The sequence below is a fragment of the Helicobacter didelphidarum genome, from assembly GCF_003364195.1.
Classification (GTDB): Bacteria; Campylobacterota; Campylobacteria; order Campylobacterales; family Helicobacteraceae; genus Helicobacter_A; species Helicobacter_A didelphidarum.
In genome coordinates this window covers 241,514-263,404 of record NZ_NXLQ01000001.1, presented here as the reverse complement: position 1 = coordinate 263,404, position 21,891 = coordinate 241,514, and the positions used below count along the sequence as shown (strand labels likewise).

The window sequence follows — 21,891 nt, the reverse complement described above, 5'->3', positions numbered from 1 at the left end:
AATCAAAAAATTTGCAAATATACAAAACACTTTAAATATTTTTGTTACAATTTGTCTGTTTTATCTACATACAACTAAGAGGAATAATATGCAAGATTTTTCAATTCAAAATGATAATCTTGAGAATATTCTCAAGCAACATAAACTTAGTCATGATGATTATAAAAAAATAGAAAATATCTTAAATCGTGCTCCTAATATTATTGAATTAGGAATTTTTTCTGCCATGTGGAGTGAACATTGTAGTTACAAATCAAGTAAAATTTACCTTAAAGGATTCCCCACAAAAGCGAGTTGGGTCTTGCAAGGACCTGGAGAAAACGCTGGTGTTATTGATCTTGGGAAAAATCGCAATAACGAAAATCTTGCTGCGGTTTTTAAAATAGAATCTCACAATCATCCAAGTTTCATTGAGCCAAATGCTGGTGCTGCTACCGGTGTTGGTGGTATTTTACGAGATATTTTTACAATGGGTGCAAATCCTATTATAAATTTGAATACATTATATTTTGGAAATATTTTAGATGCTCAAATGAAAAAAAAACACACACATTTATTACATGGTGTTGTTGAAGGTATTGGACATTATGGAAATTGCATGGGGATTCCAACTATTGGTGGGCAGACAAATTTCGAGGCATGCTATAATGGCAATATTCTTGTTAATGCTTTTAGTCTTGGTATTGCAAAACATGAATCTATATTCTACGGTAAAGCAAGTGGAGAAGGGAATCCTATTATATATGTTGGAAGTAAAACAGGCAGAGATGGCTTAGGTGGAGCTGTGATGAGTAGCGATAGTTTTAATTCTCATGCAAAGACACTTCGTCCAACTGTGCAGATTGGGGATCCTTTTATAGAAAAGTTACTTTTAGAAGCTTGTTTGGAAATTTTTAGAGAGAATCTTATTGTCGGTATCCAAGATATGGGTGCTGCAGGATTAACAAGTTCAAGTTTTGAAATGGCTAGTCGTAGTCAAAGTGGTATGGTTATGTGGCTTGATAAGATTCCTATGCGAGAAAGTGGAATGAATCCCTATGAGCTTATGCTGTCTGAATCTCAAGAACGTATGTTGCTTTGTGCAAAAAAAGGTGCGGAAACTCGAATTAAAGAAATTTTTGAGAAATATGAATTGGATTGTGAAATTGTTGGGGAAGTAAAAAATAGTGGGAAAATGGAATTATTTTGGCAGGGAAAAATATGTGCTGACCTACCTATTAAACCAATTGTAGAATCTGCTCCAGAGCTACATCGCCCAATTAAGAAACCAAAGTATTTGGAATCATGCAAAGACTTAGTTCTCGAGATTGAATATTCTAAAATTAGTAATGATAAAACATTTTTAAAAAATGCTTTAGAGAATCTTGCCAAACAACATCGTATTAATTCTATAACATTAGATTCTAAAATAAAGATATTAGAATCTTACCAATACAATAATACAATTTTCTATGTGCGAGAAATCACAGAAGCAATTTTGCGTGAAATGATTTCAAGTATTGAACTAACAGATAAAGCATGGATTTATAATCAGTATGATTCAAGTATTAAAGCAAGCACAATCAAAGCAAGTGGCATGGGAGATGCGAGTATTGTGAGTTTAAAGAACTATGACTCACAAAAAGCTATTGCAGTCAGTGCAAAATGCAATTCTCGTTACTGCTATCTTAATCCAAGAGAAGGGGCAAAAATAGCTGTCGCACAAAGCGGACGTAATGTTGCTCTAAGCGGAGCAAAACCACTTGCAATTACAGATTGTCTTAATTTTGGTAGTCCAGAAAATCCTGAAGTTATGTATCAATTTAAAGAAGCATGTGAAGGGATTAAAGAAGCATGTCAAATTCTCAATACACCTGTTGTAAGTGGGAATGTTTCTCTGTATAATCAAACAAATAATGATGCTATTTACCCCACACCGAGTATTGTAAGTGTAGGTATTTTAGAAGATTATAGCCATGCAATTGCAAGCCATTTTGTTGGAAAACACACACTTATTTGCGTAGTTGGGGGAAAGATTAGTGAAAGTTTTGCACCTCTTCAGAGCGATTTTTTGCATAATCAAATTAATTCTTTTGCTAACTTTTTTCATTCTTTTTGTCTGAAACAATACACTTCCAAAGAAACATTAGGAAACTCTGCATTAGCTACCAAAATAGATTCTCAAACTCATACTCTTCAGCAATCAAAAAATATATCAAATAAAAAGCATTCTTTGCGAAATGAAAAACCTTATTTGAATTTTTCAGGTTCTATGTTTCAAAAGATTCTAAATAATCCAATTAGCGGGAACATACCATCCATTGATTTAGAATGTGAGAAAAAATTATGGGATTTTCTCTATGAATGCACACAAACTAAACTTCTTTTAAGTGCTAAAGACATCGCACAAGGAGGAATTGGTGTAACTCTGGCAAAAATGGCAATCATTGGGCAAAAAAGTATAAAATCTTTTCTTTCTCTTGAATCTTTATCACAATTTGATTTTGAGGCGATTTTAAATTCTTATAATAAACAAATACAAAATATTCTTACCCGCATTTATAGTGAATTTCACAATGATGAATTTTCATCTTTTTATAATGAATTAAATACAATACAACAAAATAGAAAAACTCTCTACAATCATATACAACCACTACAAAAAATTTTACAATACATTGCACATTTGGGAGAAAAAGAATGTATCATAATTCATGAAATTTTACGCGATTTACTGCATTTTAGTGTGATAAATCCTCTGAATCTTTTTGCAGAAAATCATAGCCAAATTGTTTGTGAAGTATTCCCACATAATCTTAGAATCATCAAAGAGATTGCACATGCGAAAGGGCTTGAATGCTATTGCATCGGTAAGGTAAATGCGGAAATAGACCAGCTCTTTGATAAACTACAAAATAATCATAAGAAAAAACAACCTATGCTCTCTCATACTCATGACGCAAATGTTAGGATTTGGAATATAGAAATCCCATTGTGCGAATTAAGCGATTTGTATTATAAAAGCTTTGAAGAAAAGGTTTTTAATAATAAATACTAAAAATTCATACCTCATTGAGAGCATTACTCATTAGCATTCAACCTATAAAGATTCTAAAAATAGCCCGATATTAAGACTTTCAACTCTTTCTCAAAGTCGCTTTATAGTATATTATCAATGCTATACATCTTTGTTATTGATATGTATTTTACCATTCTTTAAATACATATAATTTTTATTGTTTATGCAAATACTGATTTATTATCTTTCTTTCATAATTTTAATAAAGCAATACATAAAATAATATATATTATGATAGCAATAAATCAAGATGTATATCTTATTTTTGATGTAGCTTTGATATAGAGAAATCTAATATATTCTGAAAAATTTAACATAGTGTATTTGTTTTTATGTGATATAATATTACTTTTATTTTTAAAATAATATCATAGTATTATTTTTATTTAACTTGTATTAAAAAGGAAAAAAACAATGTATCCTCAATATCTTTCAGTTCTCAACATAAATATAAAATTCCACAAAATCGCATTAATGTTTCCATTAAGTTTTAGCCTATTATACGCAATACAAGATTCTGAGAACTTGCAACCACCCATAACAAAACCAGATTCATTATCTCAACAAGATAATACACAAGAGAAAAATCCAAAAGATGTGCATACATTTTCATTAGATGCTATTATGACAACAGGTTCAAAAGTGGGCTCTACAATAGAATCTACGCCAGGTAATGCCAGCATCACAGATAAAACACAGATTAAACTTCGCCCAAATTATCGTGCAAGTGAAACTTTACGGGGCGAGGAAGGTATTATTGTTCCAAAGGGTAGAGGTATGGAAACATTTGATACTATAACTATTCGTGGTATTACAAATGGTGCAATCATTATGCTTGATGGTGTCCCCATCAATGATATTAATAATAATACAAAAATGCTTACTGCTTTACGTGCAAATGAGCTGGAAAGAGTAGAAATAACGCGTGGTTCAAGCTCTATACTTTATGGCTCTGGGGGACTGAGTGGGGCTGTGAATTTTATTACAAGAATGCCAGAGAAACTAGAAATATTAGGTTCTATTGGCTATGGTAATCCATTTGGTTCTGACAATGCCCCCAAAGATTACACGCAATGGTATGCAAGTATTGGTGATGCTTTTTTTGATAAGAAGTTTAAAATTAAAGCAAGTTATGGAGGGAGCTTTGCAAATGGATACGCAGCTGATAATGCATGGATAAGCACAAATAATACAACAAATGGACTAAATGGTGCTACGGGATATATACCAAGTTATGATACCACAGGAAAGCAAATCTATATCGTTGGTGATATGGGTAAGCAAAAATTCAATAATCATGATGCTCGTTTAAGGACAAATATTGATATTGGTGAAAATGGGATGTTAGATGTATGGATAAACTATTCTAACTACAACTACATTCACCATAAACAGCACACTTTTTTAAAAGATTCTAACAATAATGAATATTGGGGGAATGCCACAGGAGAAACGGCAGGAAACGGGACTATTCCCTATGCTTTTGTAGGTGGTATGGGAAATGAAAAATATAATCAGGTTATAAGTTCCATTGGATATAAACATTTTTTTGATGAAAATGAGTTAAGCATTAATATTTCGCATCTTTATGGTTATGATATTTGGTCTGGTCCGAGTAAGGGTGCAGGTCCATTTGGTGGTAATGGAACACAAACACATTCAATATACAATATGGTAAATTTCGAGGGAACTTTCCTTTGGAATCTAGGAGAAGTTCATAAATTACTTTTTGGTTTGCAGAATAAATTTCTTAATTATGGTGGTAAAACATACACAGCAAGTGATTGGCGTGATTTTACAAGTATCGGACAAAAAGAAAACGCTACTGGTGGTTCCAGTAATACACCATCTGCTTTTATTGATTGGCGTGCGAGATGGCTTCCTAGCCTTAGCACAAGTTTCGGAGTGCGTTGGGATTTATGGCAAGGATTTGGATACTATGATTCTACGATCACAACAAGCCCACGAATTGCTAACAATATACGAAATCAGTTTTCACCAAAAGCATCTCTTAATTATACACCATTTTCCAATAAATCAGTAAAAAGCCTTTTTAAAGTAACTTTTGGACAAAATTTTCGTGCACCGACATTCGATCAAATGTTTCAGAAATATACACGCAATGATGGGGCAACATTTTTGGGGAATCCAAACTTAAAACCAGAGATTCTGACGAGTTATGATATTGGATTTGAGCAAAGCTTTTTGCAAGATTCTGATTTCCATGGATTATTGAAGCTATATTGGTTTGATTCATTTTTTACAGATATGATAACAACTTATACTGATTATACTACTCCCGATGATCCCAAGACTTTTTTTATTAATGCAAACAAAGCTCGTATCAATGGTGTTGAGCTATCCTATAATCAACGATTCTTCCATGATTTTGGCTTCCGTTTTACATACACCTATACAAATGCGAAATTGACTCAAGACACAGGCAATATAAAAGCAGGAAATTTTTTACCAAATGTGCCAGAACATAGTGTTTATGTCCAGTTATATTATGAAGGAAAAACACTCTTTGGCAGCATTGGCTTTGAATATGCAAGCAAACGATACAAAAGTTTAGACAATGCAACACAAAAAGTGTGGGGTGTATATGGAAGCTACGATGCCTACAAATTGTTAGATGCCCGTTTTGGAGTGCATTTAAAACACAAAATTGATGTAAGTGTTAATATCACAAATATACTCAATGAGCAGTTTTATATGTATTATAAAACTCCGGGTCGTGCAGTATTTTTTGAGATTAGCAAGAACATATAGAATTTGAAACATATAATTTTATATATTACATAATACAATATAATCATAAAATATTATATTAAACCTACGATTGACTTAGAATCTATCTTGAATTACTCTTTCAAGATATAGAATCAATACACGAAAATATTATCCTTACTTTCATCAAAAAAATATAATTTTAGTTATAATACTCCCTAAAAAAGAATTGATTTTTTATAAAAATAAAAAATCAAAAGGAAAAAAATGCAAATCTATACAAATCTTAGTGCAGTATATAGAATTTGGATTAGTTCTTTAATCGGTATTGTTGTGGGTATGATTGGAGGAGTTATAAGGATTGGCTGGGAAGTGCTATTTCCACTTGTTTTGCGTGAGAATCTTGGAGAAATCGCTCAAATAATGATGAGTTTTATTCATATTACACCAGAAATCTTACAAATGCGTTATGTCCTTGATAATGGATATGAATGGCATATATTATATCTTTTATGGCAATTTTGCTTTTCAATCTTTTTTGCAATGCTGTATGTGATTCTTGTAGAATTTTACGTAAAACTAAAGTTTGCGTTTGGTATATTATATGGTTGCATGATTTGGATTCTTTGCTATATGCTTTTTTTACCATTATTTGGCTTTGTTGAGAGTCTTGAAAATCAAAATATATCGTATTTTATTGCAAGTCTCTGTGAATGTATTTTGTGGATGTGGATTATAGAGCTTTCTCGGAGAGATTTGCGAAATAGAATCACACAAGAAAGAGACCCTCTATAGCATCATATAAACAAAAAGAATTGATATTATTTTCTTATGATTCTACAAATTTCTAAAAAATATATATTTATATAGAGCAAATATTATGCAAGAGCAACTTTATAAACAATTACAAGACTTACCGCAACAATCAGGTATCTATCAGTATTATGATAAACATTCTCGTTTGTTGTATGTAGGAAAGGCAAAAAATCTTAAAAAAAGGATAAAAAGTTATTTTCAAGCTGATTTATCCCCAAATCCAAAAAATAGTCTTAGAATCCAGCAAATGGTAAGACAGATTGTGGCGATTCACACCCTTGTTGTTGAGAATGAAAAAGAAGCACTGATACTTGAAAATTCTTTTATAAAATCACAGAATCCGAAATATAATATTCTTTTGCGTGATGATAAAACTTATCCCTACATTATGATTAATCTCAATGAGAAATTTCCCCGTTTTACCATTGTGCGACATATCACATCACAAAAAGGTATACGATACTTTGGACCCTATCCAAAAGGTGCAAAAGAAATTCTCAATAGTCTTCATGAAATATTTCCACTTGTGCAACAAGCAAGCTGCCTCAAAGGAAAAAGAACATGCCTTTACTATCAAATTGAAAAATGTTTAGGAGTGTGTGAATTTCAAGATGCAAATATTATTGCACAATATAATGACTTTGTACAGCAAGCAATCTCGCTGATAGAAAACAAGCATAAAATGCAAAAAGAAATTGAACATAAAATGTTAGAGTTTGCACAAAAAGAGCTTTTTGAGCAAGCTATTGTTTGCAAAAATTGCCTTGAAGTATTAAAAGAGATTCAACATTTTTCTATTGTAGATATAAAAAAAGCTTATAATGCAGATATTTTAAGCTTTGTCTATTTACGCAATCAGGGTATTTTACTGAAACTTTTTGTGAGGGATGGAAAAGTAGTAAGCACTCATCATATTTTTGTAAAAGCGAATGCTTCTGAACAAACACACACAACCACAAATGTGATAACTAATTTAGATGAAAAATTAACACAAAATATTAGTAAGCAAGATTCTCGCTACACCATTGATATGAATATTCAAATGCTAAATCATCATGAATCTTCTAAGCACACAATAGGACAAGAATTTGAATATGAAATCTACACACAAGCACTCCTAAAAATTTTACAGGATGGATCACTTTGTGAAGAAATTATCCTTGCTAATATCACAGAATCTCATTTCGCAATGTTACAAGATTCTATACCCGAAATCTCCTCAAAACTGATTTTTCCAAAAAAAGGCAATAAACTAAAATTGGCACAACTTGCAAACTTAAACGCTATACATTTACTGGAAAATAATGAAAAAATGCATTGTAATGAAAACAAAATTCTCCAAGATATTGTCAGTCTTTTCTCATTACAACAAAATATAAATAACATTGAAGTATTTGACACAAGTCATCATGGTGGTGATTTTATTGTAGGTGCAATGATAAGTTATAACAATAATAATTTCTGTAAAGAAAATTATCGCCATTATAATCTCACCGCTAAAGATGAGTATGGACAAATGAAAGAAATGCTAACAAGAAGAGCGACAAACTTTGATATACTTCCAGCACCAAATTTGTGGCTACTTGATGGAGGAAAAGCACAAATCAATTTGGCTTATGACATTCTTAAATCAACTGGTGCAAGTGTTGAAATTCTTGCTATTGCTAAGGAAAAACGGGATTTTAAGGCATATCGTGCAAAGGGAAGTGCTAAAGATATATTACGTTCCAAACATTTAGAATTTCGACTAAACCACAATGATACTCGCTTACAATTTCTCCAAAAACTACGCGATGAAGCACATCGCTTTGCAATCTCTTTTCATCGCCATAAGAAAGTAAAAAATATTTCACAATAATCACTAGCTCTTTCTTTACATTTAAGAGATATGATATTTCTCTATTTCATATTGAAGAGATTCTCTAAAAGCAACTTTATATGGTGCATTTTCCGGGAGAGATTCTTGCATTTTTACAAGATTTGCAAGATAGTCATCTAAATTCAACATTCCTTTTGTTAATTCAAACTTAAGAAAAAGCCAATAAGTATTTAATACATCACTTTGACAATAATAATCTACGCGTTCTAAATCATTTTTTTGAAAAATTAACTCAAAAACCTGCGATCCATCGACCTCATATTTTCCCATAATTCCTGACATTTTGCAAAGTATATCAAGACTAAGAGACCGAGCTACACCATAATTTCCTAGCACATCATACAAATCCAAATGAAACCTTTCACTATATCTCTGGCGATAATTTTCCCATTTAGTTTTTCCAAATTTCTGATTTTCAACCTCATAATATCCATACAAATTTGTATTATATTTGAGCGCACGAATTCCAATCAAAGGCATATCAAAACCTCTACCATTAAAACTTACAAGGCGAGGGTTATGTTTATTAAGAAATGCACTAAATTCATCAAGCACAATTTTCTCTCGCTCTTGTATTGAAGCATTTCTCCCAAAATGACCTACTTTAATAAAATTCCCATAATCATCTGCTGCAACACTTCCCAATGAGACAATTTTATGGAAACATAATGGGAGAAACTCACTTCCACTTATTTCTTTTTGTGCGTTAAAAGCTTGTTTGCATACTTCAAAATCACTTCCACTATAATTATAAATTTCACGCAATAGCTCCACATCAGGAACACTCTCTATATCAAAAATACAAATCATATTTTACCTTTTCATTATAGAATATATAGTAACATAATAAAATTACTACAAAAAATATTTATATATCTCAATCTTTTCGATATACATTTGCCAAATATTCTTTAACCACAATAAGAATCATAAAGCTCTGATTTATTTGTCTCATACCATATTTTTAAAGTCTATTATTTATACAACTTTATTGTGTGGTGGCTTCAGAGCAAATATCAGGAGTGAGGGGATTACAAATACACTAATAATTGTTGAAACTAAAATCCCTCCAGCAATAACCGCACCAAGCCCACGATAAATTTCACTACCAGCACCACTTGAAAAAATAAGGGGTGCAAGAGCTAAAATACTTGTAAACATGCCCATATAAATCGGACGAATGCGAGAGGTAGTGGCATTATAAACACTATCATAAACATTCATTTTATATTCCCTCAGATTAATAAGGCTTTGATAAACAATTAAAATAGCGTTATTAACAACAGAACCAACAAGAATAATAAATCCTAGCATTGTCAAAACATCAAGATTCTGATGTGCTATAAAGCGATTAACAAATGCTAACCCCATAAAACCACCTGTAAGTGCAAATGGAACGGTAAAAATAATAATAATAGGATAGAAAAAATTACTATATAATGCAGTCAAAAGTAAATAAGTAATAATTAATGCAAGTAAAAATCCTCCGCTTAAATGTGTGGCAAGTTTATGAAGCTTATTGGCATTTCCACTCATCATAACTTTGTTATCTTGAAGAGTATTTTGTCGTTTCATTTCTGGAATAATCTTATTATTAATTGTTTCAATGACTTCCTGTAAGGACATCGAAGATTGTGGATTAATATAAAAAAGAATATTTCTATCTTGTTCAAAATGTCGTATTTGTGATAATCCCATATCTTGACGAATATTTGCAAGACTGCTTAAAGGCATGATTTGTCCAGAAGGTGCATAGATTTGAGAATACAACACATCTTCTGGACTTTGAGTTGTATTATCTGATTGTAACACAAGATCGATAATCTTTCCTTCTTGATTGCGAAAATCACCAACCTTTTTCCCACCAATAATGACATCTACAATATTACCAAAACTCTTTACATTCAACCCATTAATTGCCAGAGAACGCATATCAGGAAAGAGGTTAATTTCTCTATTATTTAAATCAAGCGAAGGGAAAGCACGAATGCGAACACCAGGTAAATAGGTTGTTGCCAATTCCATAAATGAATTTGCACTCTTTAAGATAGAATCAATATCAAATCCTACAATATTAACATCTACACTTTCTGAAATACCGCTACTACTAAAGATGCCTTGTTCAACAACATTTCCACTAATATTTGGGACAGAATCTATGCTTTCCTGCATAAGAGATATAAGATCTTTTATGCGTGTTGGATCGCTTGATATTTCATAGAAATAAATACTTGTTGTTCCCGCAGAGATATAAAAATCTCGTATTGCAGGATATTGTTCATTCCCTTGAAAACCATTACTTTGCATATATGGTGCATTGTAAGCATAAATACGACGAACAATATCAAGCCGCTCTTCATAGCTCAAGCCATTTGGAGCTTGGATATAAGCAATAAGAAAATTTTGACTTCCTTTTGGAAGATAATCAAGCTTTGGAAACAATAAAAATATAAACCAAATACTAAGAATCCCAAAAATACCCACACAACCAATTCTTGTCCAGAAACTTTGCAGACAAAAGGTAAGAAACTTTGCAAGAATATCGTAAAAAAATATGCCAATTTTAACAAATGTCCTATCTATTGTATATTTAAATCTTCTAAGATAAAAAATTATTTTTTTCTGTAAAAAGGAAAAGTGTGGTTGAAATTTATTAATAAAAAGGATTTTTGTAAAAAATTGTAGAGATTTATTACTGGAATCTCTTGTTATATTTGTATTTTTTGCAAAGAGTTTCGCAAGACTATAATACAAACTAGGAATCACAATCAAACATATTGCAAGGGAAATAAGTAGTGCAGAACTTGAAGCAAGTGCGATGTCTGAAAAAAGCTGTCCAATCTCATCTTTTAGTCCAATGATTGGGATAAAAATTGCCACCGTAGTGATTGTGCTTGCAAATAATGCTCCAAGAACTTCTTTTGTCCCATCAATACAAGATTCAAACATACGTTTTCCCATACCATGATGTCTATGAATATTCTCTACAACAACTATACTAGAATCTATAATCATACTGATTGCAAAGCTTACTCCAGCGAGCAAAATAACATTTAAGCTTCTATCCATTGCATGAAGTAAGATAAAAGAACTTAAAATTGAAATCGGAATAATAATACTTACAACAAAAACACTTGAAAAACTCCGTAAAAATGCATATAGAATCAATGCTGCAAGCAAGATTCCAAGAATAATATCATGCTTCACAAGACGAATTGCATCTTGAATAAAACCCGCACTATCTCTTCCCCAATCAATATGTAGATTATGTTGTTTTAATTGTTTTTCATTGAGTTCATTGGTAAGAATGCGAACTTGATTAATTAGCTCCAAAACATTCGCATGAGCTGTTGGTCGTATTTGTAGAGAGATTGTTTCATCATTATTGTGCATATTTGGTGCAGTAGGTAATTCATAAGTATCAATAACAGAAGCAATATCACGCAAATAAACAACTTGAGTATTGCTCGTTTTTACAATAGTGTTATAGACACTTTCAGCATTTTCATATAGTCCTATTGTCCGAACTCTATATGCCCTTTGACCATAATCAAGACTACCGGCAGAAACATTAATATTATGATTCTGAAGTGCAGTTATGACATCTTCTATTGTAATATTATAATATGCAAGTTGTTTCGTATTAAGGATAACTTGCACTTGCTTTGATACACCACCCAAAATATCAACAACCCCAACACCATCAATCCTTTCATAGAATTTAACAATATCCTCATAAATAAAAGTATAAAATTCTTTTACAGATTGTTTCGTATTGGATTTAACAAATAAATATACCACAGGAGAAATTGTTTCCCCAGTAGAACGAATTACAGGATTATCAATATTTGCCGGATAACCTCTTACTTCAGAAAGCTTTGAGCTGACATCAAGAAGAGCTTTTTTCATATCTGTGCCAATCTCAAATTCAAGATTTACCGATGCAGAACCTTCACGACTATTAGAAGTCATAGTTATCAGAGAAGGGAGATTCTTTAAGAATTTTTCTTGTCTTTGCACAATCTCTTTTTCTATTTCATAAGGTGTTGCTCCAGCCCAAGTTGTTGTAACACTGACTGTTGGTCTGCTAATATTTGGTGTGAGAGAATAAGGCATTTGTATAATTGCTAAATAGCCAAAAAGGAGTAAAAAAATCACGCCAACAAAAACAACAACGGGATTTTTAACACTATATTCTACAAACTTCACTTTGTTTCCTAGATTCTATTTTTGATATAATCTGTAGCACAAATATCTAAAATTTTTATCTTATTTAAGATTTTGAAAAGAAATATAGCGAAAGATTATAAAGATGGGATAATGATTTAATTTAGAAATCCATATTCTTTAGAATAATTTCCATAGCTTATTTTTATCAAATAAATCCAACAACACAAAAAACCAACTCAATATTGCTAAAACAACACTTAAAAATACACCTGCACTTGCACAATCTTTTGCAATTTTTGCCAACGGAGCAAAATCATTCGTAACTAAATCAACACAAGCTTCAATGGCTGAATTTACACATTCTAAAATCAGAATCAAAAATAAAACAGCTACCAAAAATAAATGCTCAAAAAGACTAATAGGGAGAAAAATTGAGATGATAAGAAGTGGCAAAATAATGCAAAGTTCTATTCTAAAAGATATTTCATTTCTAACCATTGTCAATAAGCCCTCAAAGGCATATTTTGCATTGCTAAAAAGGGTATATTTTGGTTTCATAAGTTACCTTGTCTTATAAATTTAAATATTTTTGATACAATATGTAGTCATTTACCATTCTAAAATATGTGATATTCTATCAGAACTACTTAAAAATTATAGTTGTTCTTTTTAAAAAAAATTACGCTTATTAAAAAATTGATTTTATAGTTGTTTTACAAGAAAAGTTTGGCTATTAAATAATATCTTTATTGTGAAAACAATAGATATATGAAATAATGAGAATCTTTTGGAATCAAAGATATTTTGTAATATTATTGCAAACTTTTTAAAAACAATATATAATACCAGAAATGCAATTGTATTTTGTAAATTATTAAATTTTAAAGGAGTGATTATGTTGTTTTCAGTTAAATCATTAATCTTATATGGTGTATTTTTGATGGGTGATACAGGTGCATTAGGACATACAGAACAACATACACATTCTGATAGAGATAAAATTGCTATGGCAACAAAACTCCTTTCTCGTGCTTCTTACTCACAGCATATTGAAAAGAATGATAACGAATTTTTAAAACTCACAAAACAAGCGTGTGATTTGGGATTAGGACGTGCATGTTGGTATTATGCAAATGAAACTGGAGAAGCAAAAGATTTACTTCATGCAGAAGAAATATTACAAAAAGATTGTTTTGCAAAAACCCCAACTACTTCAAGTGGCGAATCTTGCACATTTCTTGGTATTATGAGTTCACAAGTAGAAACGAAACACAATTATATTGAAAAAGATCTTTATAATCGAGGTTGTAATTTAAATAATGGTTGGGGTTGTTATCGTTATGCGGCAGATTTTCTTGCAGAAACAGATTCTAAAAAAGCACAACAATATAATGATAAAGCATTGCAAATACTCACAAGAGAATGTAACAACAATATAGGCTCAAGTTGTTATTTTATAGGAAGTGTTTATGAACAACCATTTAAAATAGATTGGTTAAGTTTAGAAGAACGTGAAAAACAGGCTCGTTTCTTTTACCAAAAAGGTTGCAATCTAGGTGATGGTGATTCTTGTTATAACAAGCAAAATCTATGGTATTTTTTGAATTAAAAACAGAGCTTAAACATTAAGAAAAATAAGTTATATGTATAAATAGTATATTTTTTTGGAATTTGTTTATTTTATTTGCTATAAATGTATTTATTCATGTTTTAGAATATAAACATTTATAGAATCTCGATATTGCCACATAAATCTTAAAGGGTCAATAAATGGATAATATAGGCATTTTATTTCAGTTTAATTCATTTGGAGAAAGTCATGGTCATGGCATTGGAGGTGTTATTACAGGTATGCCATCTGGAATTACAATTGATTTAGATTTTTTACATGCAGAAGTAGCAAGACGCAAAGGAGGTGGTAAATTCTCAACACCTCGCAAAGAAGATGATTGTGTGAAGATTCTAAGTGGTGTATTTGATGGCATTAGCACTGGTATGCCTATTGGTTTCTTTGTCGAAAATACAAATGTAAGAAGTAAAGACTATAATAATATTAAAGACATCTTTCGCCCCAATCACGCAGATTTTACTTATTTTCATAAATATGGCATACGAGATTATCGTGGTGGAGGTAGAAGCAGTGCTAGAGAAAGTGTTGCACGAGTATTTGCTGGTGGTTTGGCAAAATTACTTTTAAGGGAATTTGATATTCAGATTCTAAGTGGGATTACAGCTGTTGGCAAAATTTCGTCTCAAAAAACACATCATAATAAAGATGATTTCGAATATGCAAGAAAAAGTGAAATCTTTGCACTTGATAAAGAGATAGAATCTCTATTACAACAAGAAATTCTAGAAGCTAAAAAAAATGGTGATAGTGTTGGTGCAAGTGCATTAATTTGTGTAAAAAATGCACCTATTGGTCTTGGTGAGCCATTGGGTTATAAACTTGATTCGATTCTTGCACGCGATTTAATGGGACTTAACGCAGTAAAAGCAGTAGAAATAGGTGATGGTATAGAATCTGCCAAAAAGCTTGGTTCAAATAACAATGATTTTATAAATCATAATGGTTTTATAACAAATCATTCAGGAGGGATACTTGGTGGCATTTCAAATGGTGAAGATATCATTATCAAAGTGCATTTTAAGCCTACCCCGAGTATTTTTCTTTCACAAGACACAATTGATATTCATAAAAATGAAGTAAAAATTAAATTACAAGGCAGACATGACCCATGTGTTGGTGTGCGTGGGAGTGTAGTATGTGAAAGCATTGTGGCATTAATCCTTGCTGATATGCTTTTACTCAATGCAACTTCAAGACTTGAGAATCTTAAGAAAATTTATCAAACAACCTGATAGAAAATAACTAATGGCATTGATGATTTTTGCATATTATAGTGCAATACCATCTATTGAATGAAAAAATAGCAAGATAAAAAGAAAATCAAGAACAAATTCGTTATAATTTCACTTTCATAATCCAAAAAAGATTCTTAGCCATAAGTAATATTTAGCAAGAATAGAATATATGAAACAGAATCTTTTGTTATCTTATAAGAATTGGTGATGTTAGAATGAACATTCAGAGTATAATATATAATTTTTTTAAAAACAAAGATTCAAAATATTTGGAATGCACAATAGAAAATCTTGGTTTGTTGGAGCTTTCTTATACTTCTGAAATTACAACCCATAACTTTCCACAAAATACTATGATACAAGATACAATATTTCTACAACAAAATCAAAATATCAACAAAGAAAGAAAACAAGAACAACCCTATCAAAAACTTTTGAATCTCTGGGAAAATATCAAACAAAAAACATTTACTTCCCACAATAACATTTACAATGGGCTTTCTTCCTTTCAAGATTTTGTGCAATATTGCAGTGAAAATACAACAACAAATCCATTTTTTGGTAGAAATATCAATACAGATTCACCAAAAATTATTATTTGCTCAAGTGATGAAATAGAGTTATGTTTCAATGCTGTCTCTTTTTTACAAAGCTTTTTTCAAAGTTTTCATGCACAAAAAGAACAACGCAATGATTCTATAAAAAATGAGAATATAAATTCACTTTTTTGTTATGATGCAAAAGATTTTCAATCTTTGAATAAAAATGCGACAAAAGAACAAAAAGATTTTCTTTATGGTGGTATTCTACCATTAGAAACAAATGAATCTTCTTTACCTATTGTATTGCCTGATATTCGGCTTAATCCTTATGATAGCATACAAACTTTTTATGAGGAATTTCATGAGCTTTTTGCAAAACTCACACAATGGTATGAGAATGATTGCAAACAACTTCTTATTTCCCCACCTCATACACTTATGGCATTTTTACCAAGTAAGGAATTGTTGCATAGTTTTGAATTACAATTACATGAACATAGAAACATTGAAGACATTGCACACCAACTTTTGCAATATGGTTATGAACGCGTGGAAATTGTAGAAATGCAAGGAGAATTTTCTTGGCGTGGTGATATTCTTGATATTTTTGTGCCAAACTTTATTAACCCCATTCGTATTAGTTTTTTTGATACAGAAATTGAAAGCATTCGTTATTTTAGTTGTGAAACGCAGCTTAGTTTGAAAGAAGAGATTCTCCATATTCGCATTAATCCAGCTATGTTTAGTTTGACAAAAGAGCAATGTAAGATTCTAGAATCTTACATTGAAAATCTCTGTCATGATGGGATTGAAAAAAACATTCATACGCTTGGTTTTTGGTTTCTTAAAGATATTGGTGGTATTAACTTTTTACGAAAATATCCCCATATATTTACATTTCAAGCACTAAGGGAATATAAGGAAAATCTTGAATTTGTTCTGCCTGAAATCTTACCTTCAAACAATCAAACTTTTAGAATCTTTCCTCTATCTCAAACCTGCCATGATAATGACATAATAAAATATTCAAACTTATCAAATACAATCAAACTCAATGTAAAAAAAGATATTTTTATTTTGAGTAGAACAAAAGCATTGTTAAAGCAACTTGATTTTCCTGCACAAATTCGAAATTATGATAATTCTTTATATCTTGCGTTCTTGCAAACACCATTTTATTTTAATATCACTACACCACAGCAAATTTTTATAAGCCTTGAAAAAATACAAAAAGAATGCAAAAAGCGTGTGCGTCTTGAACTCGATTCGCTGAAACCGGGTGAATTTGTCGTGCATAGTGAGTATGGTGTTGGGGTTTTTGAGTGTATAAAACAAATTGATATTATGGGGGGCATAAAGGATTTTGTAAGCATTATTTATGCAAATGATGATAGGTTGCTTGTGCCTGTTGAAAATCTAAATCTTATTGAAAAATATAGTGCATATGATTCTGTTATCAAACTTGATAAACTTGGAAAATCGAGCTTCTTGCGTTTAAAAGATTCTATCAAAGAAAAACTTTTAGAAATCGCAAATGAAATTATACGCTTACAAGCCCAAAGAGATTTAAGCACAGGAGCAAAAATAACTTTAGAATCTGCTGAACAAATGATTGCGTATCAAAAATTTGAAGAAAGTAGAGGGTTTGAACTTACACCAGACCAAAATCTTGCCATTAGTGAAAGTTTGAAAGATTTAAAAAGTGGACGTGTTATGGATCGTTTGCTGAATGGAGATGTGGGATTTGGTAAAACTGAAGTTGCAATGAGTTTGTGTTATGCTACTGCACTTAATGATCTTGCGAGTATTGTCCTTGTGCCTACAACATTGCTTTGCAATCAACATTTTGAAAGTTTCAAAAATCGTTTGAGTAAGCTTATTTTACCAAACAATAAACCTTTAAAAATTGCGAAGCTTGATAGATTTACAACTACAAAACAAAAGCAAAATATAGAATCTGCAATCAAAAATCAAGAACTCCATATCATTATTGGCACACACGCACTTTTTAATCTTAATATAGAAAATCTTGGTTTAATTGTGATTGATGAAGAACATAAGTTCGGGGTAAAGCAAAAAGAGATTCTAAAACAAAAAAGTTTTCATACACATGTTCTTTCAATGTCTGCTACACCAATTCCAAGAACTCTCAATATGGCATACTCCAAACTTAAAGCAATTAGTGAGTTACATACGCCACCATTTTATAAACAAGAGAGTAAAACTTTTGTAAAAATTAAGAAAGATTCTCTTATTAAAGAAGTCATTACAAGAGAAATAAGGCGCGGTGGACAAGTATTTTATATCTTTAATAACATTGCAAAAATCCAAACAATCCAAACATATCTACTAGGACTTTTGCCAAAGCTTAGAATCTTAATCCTACATTCAAAGATTAATCCAAAAGATACCGAACAAGGCATGATAGATTTTTTCAATAAACAATATGATGTTCTTCTCTGCACCTCAATTGTAGAATCAGGTATTCATTTACCAAATGCAAATACGATTATTATTGATGAGGCACATAATTTTGGTATTGCTGATTTACACCAATTACGAGGTAGAGTTGGTAGAGGTAAGGTCGTTGGCTTTTGTTATCTCCTTACACACGAAAATATTAACGAAGAATCTTCCAAAAGACTTTTAGCATTAGAGAAAAATTCTTATTTAGGAAGTGGTGCAAGCCTTGCTTACCATGACTTGGAAATTCGTGGTGGGGGGAATCTTTTAGGACAAGCTCAAAGTGGTCATATCAAGCAAGTTGGATTTGGTATGTATGTGCGAATGCTTGAAGAAACTTTACAAAGCCTTTTACAGAATGGAACAAAAGAGAACAAAGTGGATTTGAAACTTTCTGTTTCGGCATTTCTTAATGAGACATTAATTACAAGCGAACGTATGCGTTTGGAACTTTATCGTCGTTTATCACAAGTAAAAAATGAAGTCGAAGTGCGTGAGATTGAAGGGGAAATTGAGCAGAGATTTGGCAAACTTGATATGTATAGCTTGCAATTTTTAGAACTCATTATCATTAAAACTTTAGCTATCCATCTCCATATCAAAGCATTAAGTAACATGGGGAATAATATTGCTATTACAAATGCAGATAATACAAAAACTTATTTACAATCTCCAACGAAAGATGATGATGACATTTTACTAACAATTAAAACACATTTAAAATCAGAAATCAAAAAAACTCACAATCAAAATAATACATAGAAATACTAAAAAATATAAAAGTTTTTATTGAAATAATACAACCATAAAAAGAAAAATATTTTGCGAAAAAATAATTGAGATAACATGTGAATATTCTCTTTTTTATGTTACATTTCTGTTATCTTTAACAATATTAGATTCTCAAATCCATTATGAAAAAAATAGAATCTAACATACCGCAAGACATAATAAAGGTTGCTTATGAAATTCTCATTTTTCACGCTTTTCCCTCAACTTATTCAACCATATTTTCAACAAAGCATTATGGGTAATGCACATAAAAAGGGAATTATCGAAGTAAATTGTATTAATATTCGTGATTTTGCAACCAATAAATACAAAAAAGTTGATGACACATTAACTGGTGGTGGTGCAGGTATGCTCCTTAATCCTTTTGTCTTACATTGTGCACTGCAACAAGCTTTGGACACTAGAATTATCTTTCTTAGTCCCTGTGGAGCAAAATTTACACAACAGGATGCTAAAAGACTAAGTCAATATCAACATATTAGTTTTGTATGTGGGCGATATGAAGGATTTGATGAGCGGATTATTGAACTATATGCAACAGAAATTTTCAGTATTGGTGATTTTATTTTAAGTGGTGGTGAATTAGCAGCATTATGTATGGCAGATTCTATTGCCAGAAATCTTGCCTCAGTCTTAGGAAGTGAAGAATCTTTGCAAGGTGAAAGCTTTGAATCTAACTTGCTTGAAGCACCAAATTTTACAAAATCAAAAGATTTTGATAAAAATTTTCCAAATTTCTTACCTACTTCAGAATATTTAAAGGGAAATCACGCTATAATAGTCGATTTAAAATTCAAGATGTCTAAAATGAAAACACAATATTTTAGACCTGATTTATTTCAATCATTAGCGAGGATACAATGAAAAACAGATATATTGAAAATTTTGAAAAATCTCAACTTGATGGAAAAAATGTTCCACAATTTAAGGCAGGAGATACTTTGCGACTTGGTATCAAGATTCAAGAAGGTGATAAAACAAGAATTCAGAACTTTGAGGGTGTCTGCATTGCTGTTCGTGGAAATGGTGTTGATAAGACTTTTACTGTGCGTAAAATGGGTGCAAACAATATTGGTGTAGAAAAGATATTCCCACTTTATAGTGATAGTCTTGAAAAAATTGAAGTATTAAGAATTGGTCGTGTACGTCGTGCGAAGCTTTATTATCTACGCAATAGAAGAGGTAAAGCCGCAAGAATTAAGGAATTGCGCAAAGAGGTTAATAACAACAAATAGACCTTTATTCTCCCTTAATAGAAGCGATATTCCATCAGATGCTTTGTAGATTCTAACTTTCTATATTTTTGCAAATGTTGTTACTCTTATTAGAATAATATAGAAAATATCCGCCATAAGTTTTACAATAGAATCTTTTATTGATGTAGAAAAAACGCACTTTATATAATGCAATAAGATAACTTTTCTACAACATTACCGGATTATAAACATAAGAGAGTTCTTTTTTACAACAAAATTTGAATACATACTATTTGCATACCAATAATTCTTTAACCAATTTTTAATCTTTCGTAATATCCTTACCAGCATACTAATATATATTATAAGTATTATAGACTTTCTAGAATCTCTACTATATTGGCGACTCTATTTCTCTTAATAACAATAATAGATAGAGAGTTCATTATGATTTTTCTATTATTCAATAAGTTATAATTCGATATTTCATAAGGAGTATCAAATTATGTCAGTTTTCTATGATGGTTATTAAGTTGATTTTACCTTTACCTTATATTTAATGTTTGAAGTTAGAATCATCTAGTTTTAAAATTTTTTAGAAAAATAATTTTAAGAGGAAATATAATGAAAAAATGGGGAATACTTCTTATTTTAAGTATTGGTGTATTATGGTTGATATGGCTACAATTCTTTCAACATAGTATAGATTTAGAAACTTATGAAAATTTTGATGAGAATAATAATTTAATCAGTTCAACAGAATATATCCCAGATTCTCATAATAAATCCACTTTTCTTATTTGCAAAACCAGAAAAGGAAAAGAACCATGCAAGGAGGTTCATGGAATAAAAAATGGAATTGAAAAATGGTATAAAAATGGTATATTAAAATATGAAGATAGTTATAGTCATGGGATTTTGCAGTTTTCTACACTTTTCTATACAAATGGTTTAAAACATCAAGAAAATATTTATGAAGCAGGTAAGCTTATCAAGCAAAAAATTTATGCTAAAGATTCCATAAATTCACTCATGCAAGAAAATATCTATAAAAATCAAGAGAAAATTAGTAAATTTTTTAAAAATAATAAACTTTTTAAGGTGGAAAAATACAATAATGATATTCTTGTAAGTCGTAGAATCTACAATGAAAATGGTGTAATTATACAACTTGAAGAATATGGTCTAAGCAAAGGAAATGGTTTTGATCCATTTGAATATTTCCTCGATGATTTTGACAACTTTGAGAGAAACTCTCCATTTTTATATGATAATCACAAACAAAATGATTCACAAAGGCAACAAATTACCCCAGATATTCGTAGTGGAAATTGGATATAATAATTCTATTATTGATTGAAAAAGTGTTTCTTATCTTAT

General features: G+C 30.9%; 13 protein-coding genes. 10 read left to right on the top strand and 3 right to left on the bottom strand.

The genetic code is table 11. The annotated features are described in order from the left end of the window. The first annotated feature begins 88 nt into the window (after positions 1 to 88). The 4 genes from purL to CQA53_RS13190 all read left to right on the top strand — a co-directional run bounded on the left by purL (position 89) and on the right by CQA53_RS13190 (position 8,462). Complete coding sequence (gene purL, locus CQA53_RS01055) at positions 89 to 3,037, top strand: phosphoribosylformylglycinamidine synthase subunit PurL (RefSeq protein WP_115542150.1); 2,949 nt, start codon at positions 89 to 91, stop codon at positions 3,035 to 3,037. 435 nt (positions 3,038 to 3,472) lie between these two features. Then, positions 3,473 to 5,830 carry a TonB-dependent receptor gene (locus CQA53_RS01050; RefSeq protein ID WP_115542149.1) on the top strand — a complete coding sequence of 786 codons (2,358 nt, stop codon included), beginning with the start codon at positions 3,473 to 3,475 and terminating at the stop codon, positions 5,828 to 5,830. 225 nt (positions 5,831 to 6,055) lie between these two features. Continuing rightward, complete coding sequence (locus tag CQA53_RS01045) at positions 6,056 to 6,583, top strand: DUF1440 domain-containing protein (protein ID WP_115542148.1); 528 nt, start codon at positions 6,056 to 6,058, stop codon at positions 6,581 to 6,583. An 85-nt stretch (positions 6,584 to 6,668) separates the two neighbouring features. Then, on the top strand, positions 6,669 to 8,462 hold the full coding sequence (locus CQA53_RS13190) for an excinuclease ABC subunit UvrC (RefSeq protein WP_245945557.1): 1,794 nt from the start codon (positions 6,669 to 6,671) through the stop codon (positions 8,460 to 8,462). Between the two features lie 21 nt (positions 8,463 to 8,483). Here CQA53_RS13190 and CQA53_RS01030 read toward each other — a convergent pair whose 3' ends face one another. From CQA53_RS01030 to CQA53_RS01020, 3 genes are all read right to left on the bottom strand, one after another. Further along, positions 8,484 to 9,293, bottom strand: coding sequence for a 3'-5' exonuclease (locus CQA53_RS01030; protein WP_115542147.1), 810 nt, complete (start codon positions 9,291 to 9,293; stop codon positions 8,484 to 8,486). 168 nt (positions 9,294 to 9,461) lie between these two features. Continuing rightward, positions 9,462 to 12,692, bottom strand: coding sequence for an efflux RND transporter permease subunit (locus tag CQA53_RS01025; RefSeq protein ID WP_115542146.1), 3,231 nt, complete (start codon positions 12,690 to 12,692; stop codon positions 9,462 to 9,464). 138 nt (positions 12,693 to 12,830) lie between these two features. After that, positions 12,831 to 13,211: a diacylglycerol kinase gene (locus tag CQA53_RS01020; protein WP_115542145.1), complete on the bottom strand. Its 381-nt coding sequence runs from the start codon at positions 13,209 to 13,211 to the stop codon at positions 12,831 to 12,833. Positions 13,212 to 13,548: 337 nt separating this feature from the next. Here CQA53_RS01020 and CQA53_RS01015 point away from each other — a divergent pair, with 337 nt between their 5' ends. The 6 genes from CQA53_RS01015 (at position 13,549) to CQA53_RS00990 (ending at position 21,852) form a co-directional block, all read left to right on the top strand. After that, entirely contained in the window at positions 13,549 to 14,262 is a 714-nt protein-coding gene (locus CQA53_RS01015; protein ID WP_115542144.1) for an SEL1-like repeat protein, read from the top strand. A 161-nt stretch (positions 14,263 to 14,423) separates the two neighbouring features. After that, the gene (aroC, locus tag CQA53_RS01010) at positions 14,424 to 15,515 is read left to right on the top strand and encodes a chorismate synthase (protein ID WP_115542143.1); all 1,092 of its coding nucleotides are present in this window, start codon (positions 14,424 to 14,426) and stop codon (positions 15,513 to 15,515) included. Between the two features lie 272 nt (positions 15,516 to 15,787). After that, positions 15,788 to 19,285, top strand: a complete 3,498-nt coding sequence (locus CQA53_RS01005) for a DEAD/DEAH box helicase (protein ID WP_245945556.1) — start codon at positions 15,788 to 15,790, stop codon at positions 19,283 to 19,285. Between the two features lie 201 nt (positions 19,286 to 19,486). After that, positions 19,487 to 20,179: a tRNA (guanosine(37)-N1)-methyltransferase TrmD gene (trmD, locus tag CQA53_RS01000; protein WP_115542142.1), complete on the top strand. Its 693-nt coding sequence runs from the start codon at positions 19,487 to 19,489 to the stop codon at positions 20,177 to 20,179. Continuing rightward, positions 20,176 to 20,550: a 50S ribosomal protein L19 gene (rplS, locus tag CQA53_RS00995; RefSeq protein WP_115542141.1), complete on the top strand. Its 375-nt coding sequence runs from the start codon at positions 20,176 to 20,178 to the stop codon at positions 20,548 to 20,550. The genes trmD and rplS overlap by 4 nt, the downstream gene beginning before the upstream one ends. Before the next feature lie 585 nt (positions 20,551 to 21,135). Beyond that, entirely contained in the window at positions 21,136 to 21,852 is a 717-nt protein-coding gene (locus CQA53_RS00990; RefSeq protein WP_115542140.1) for a toxin-antitoxin system YwqK family antitoxin, read from the top strand. Positions 21,853 to 21,891: the final 39 nt, after the last annotated feature.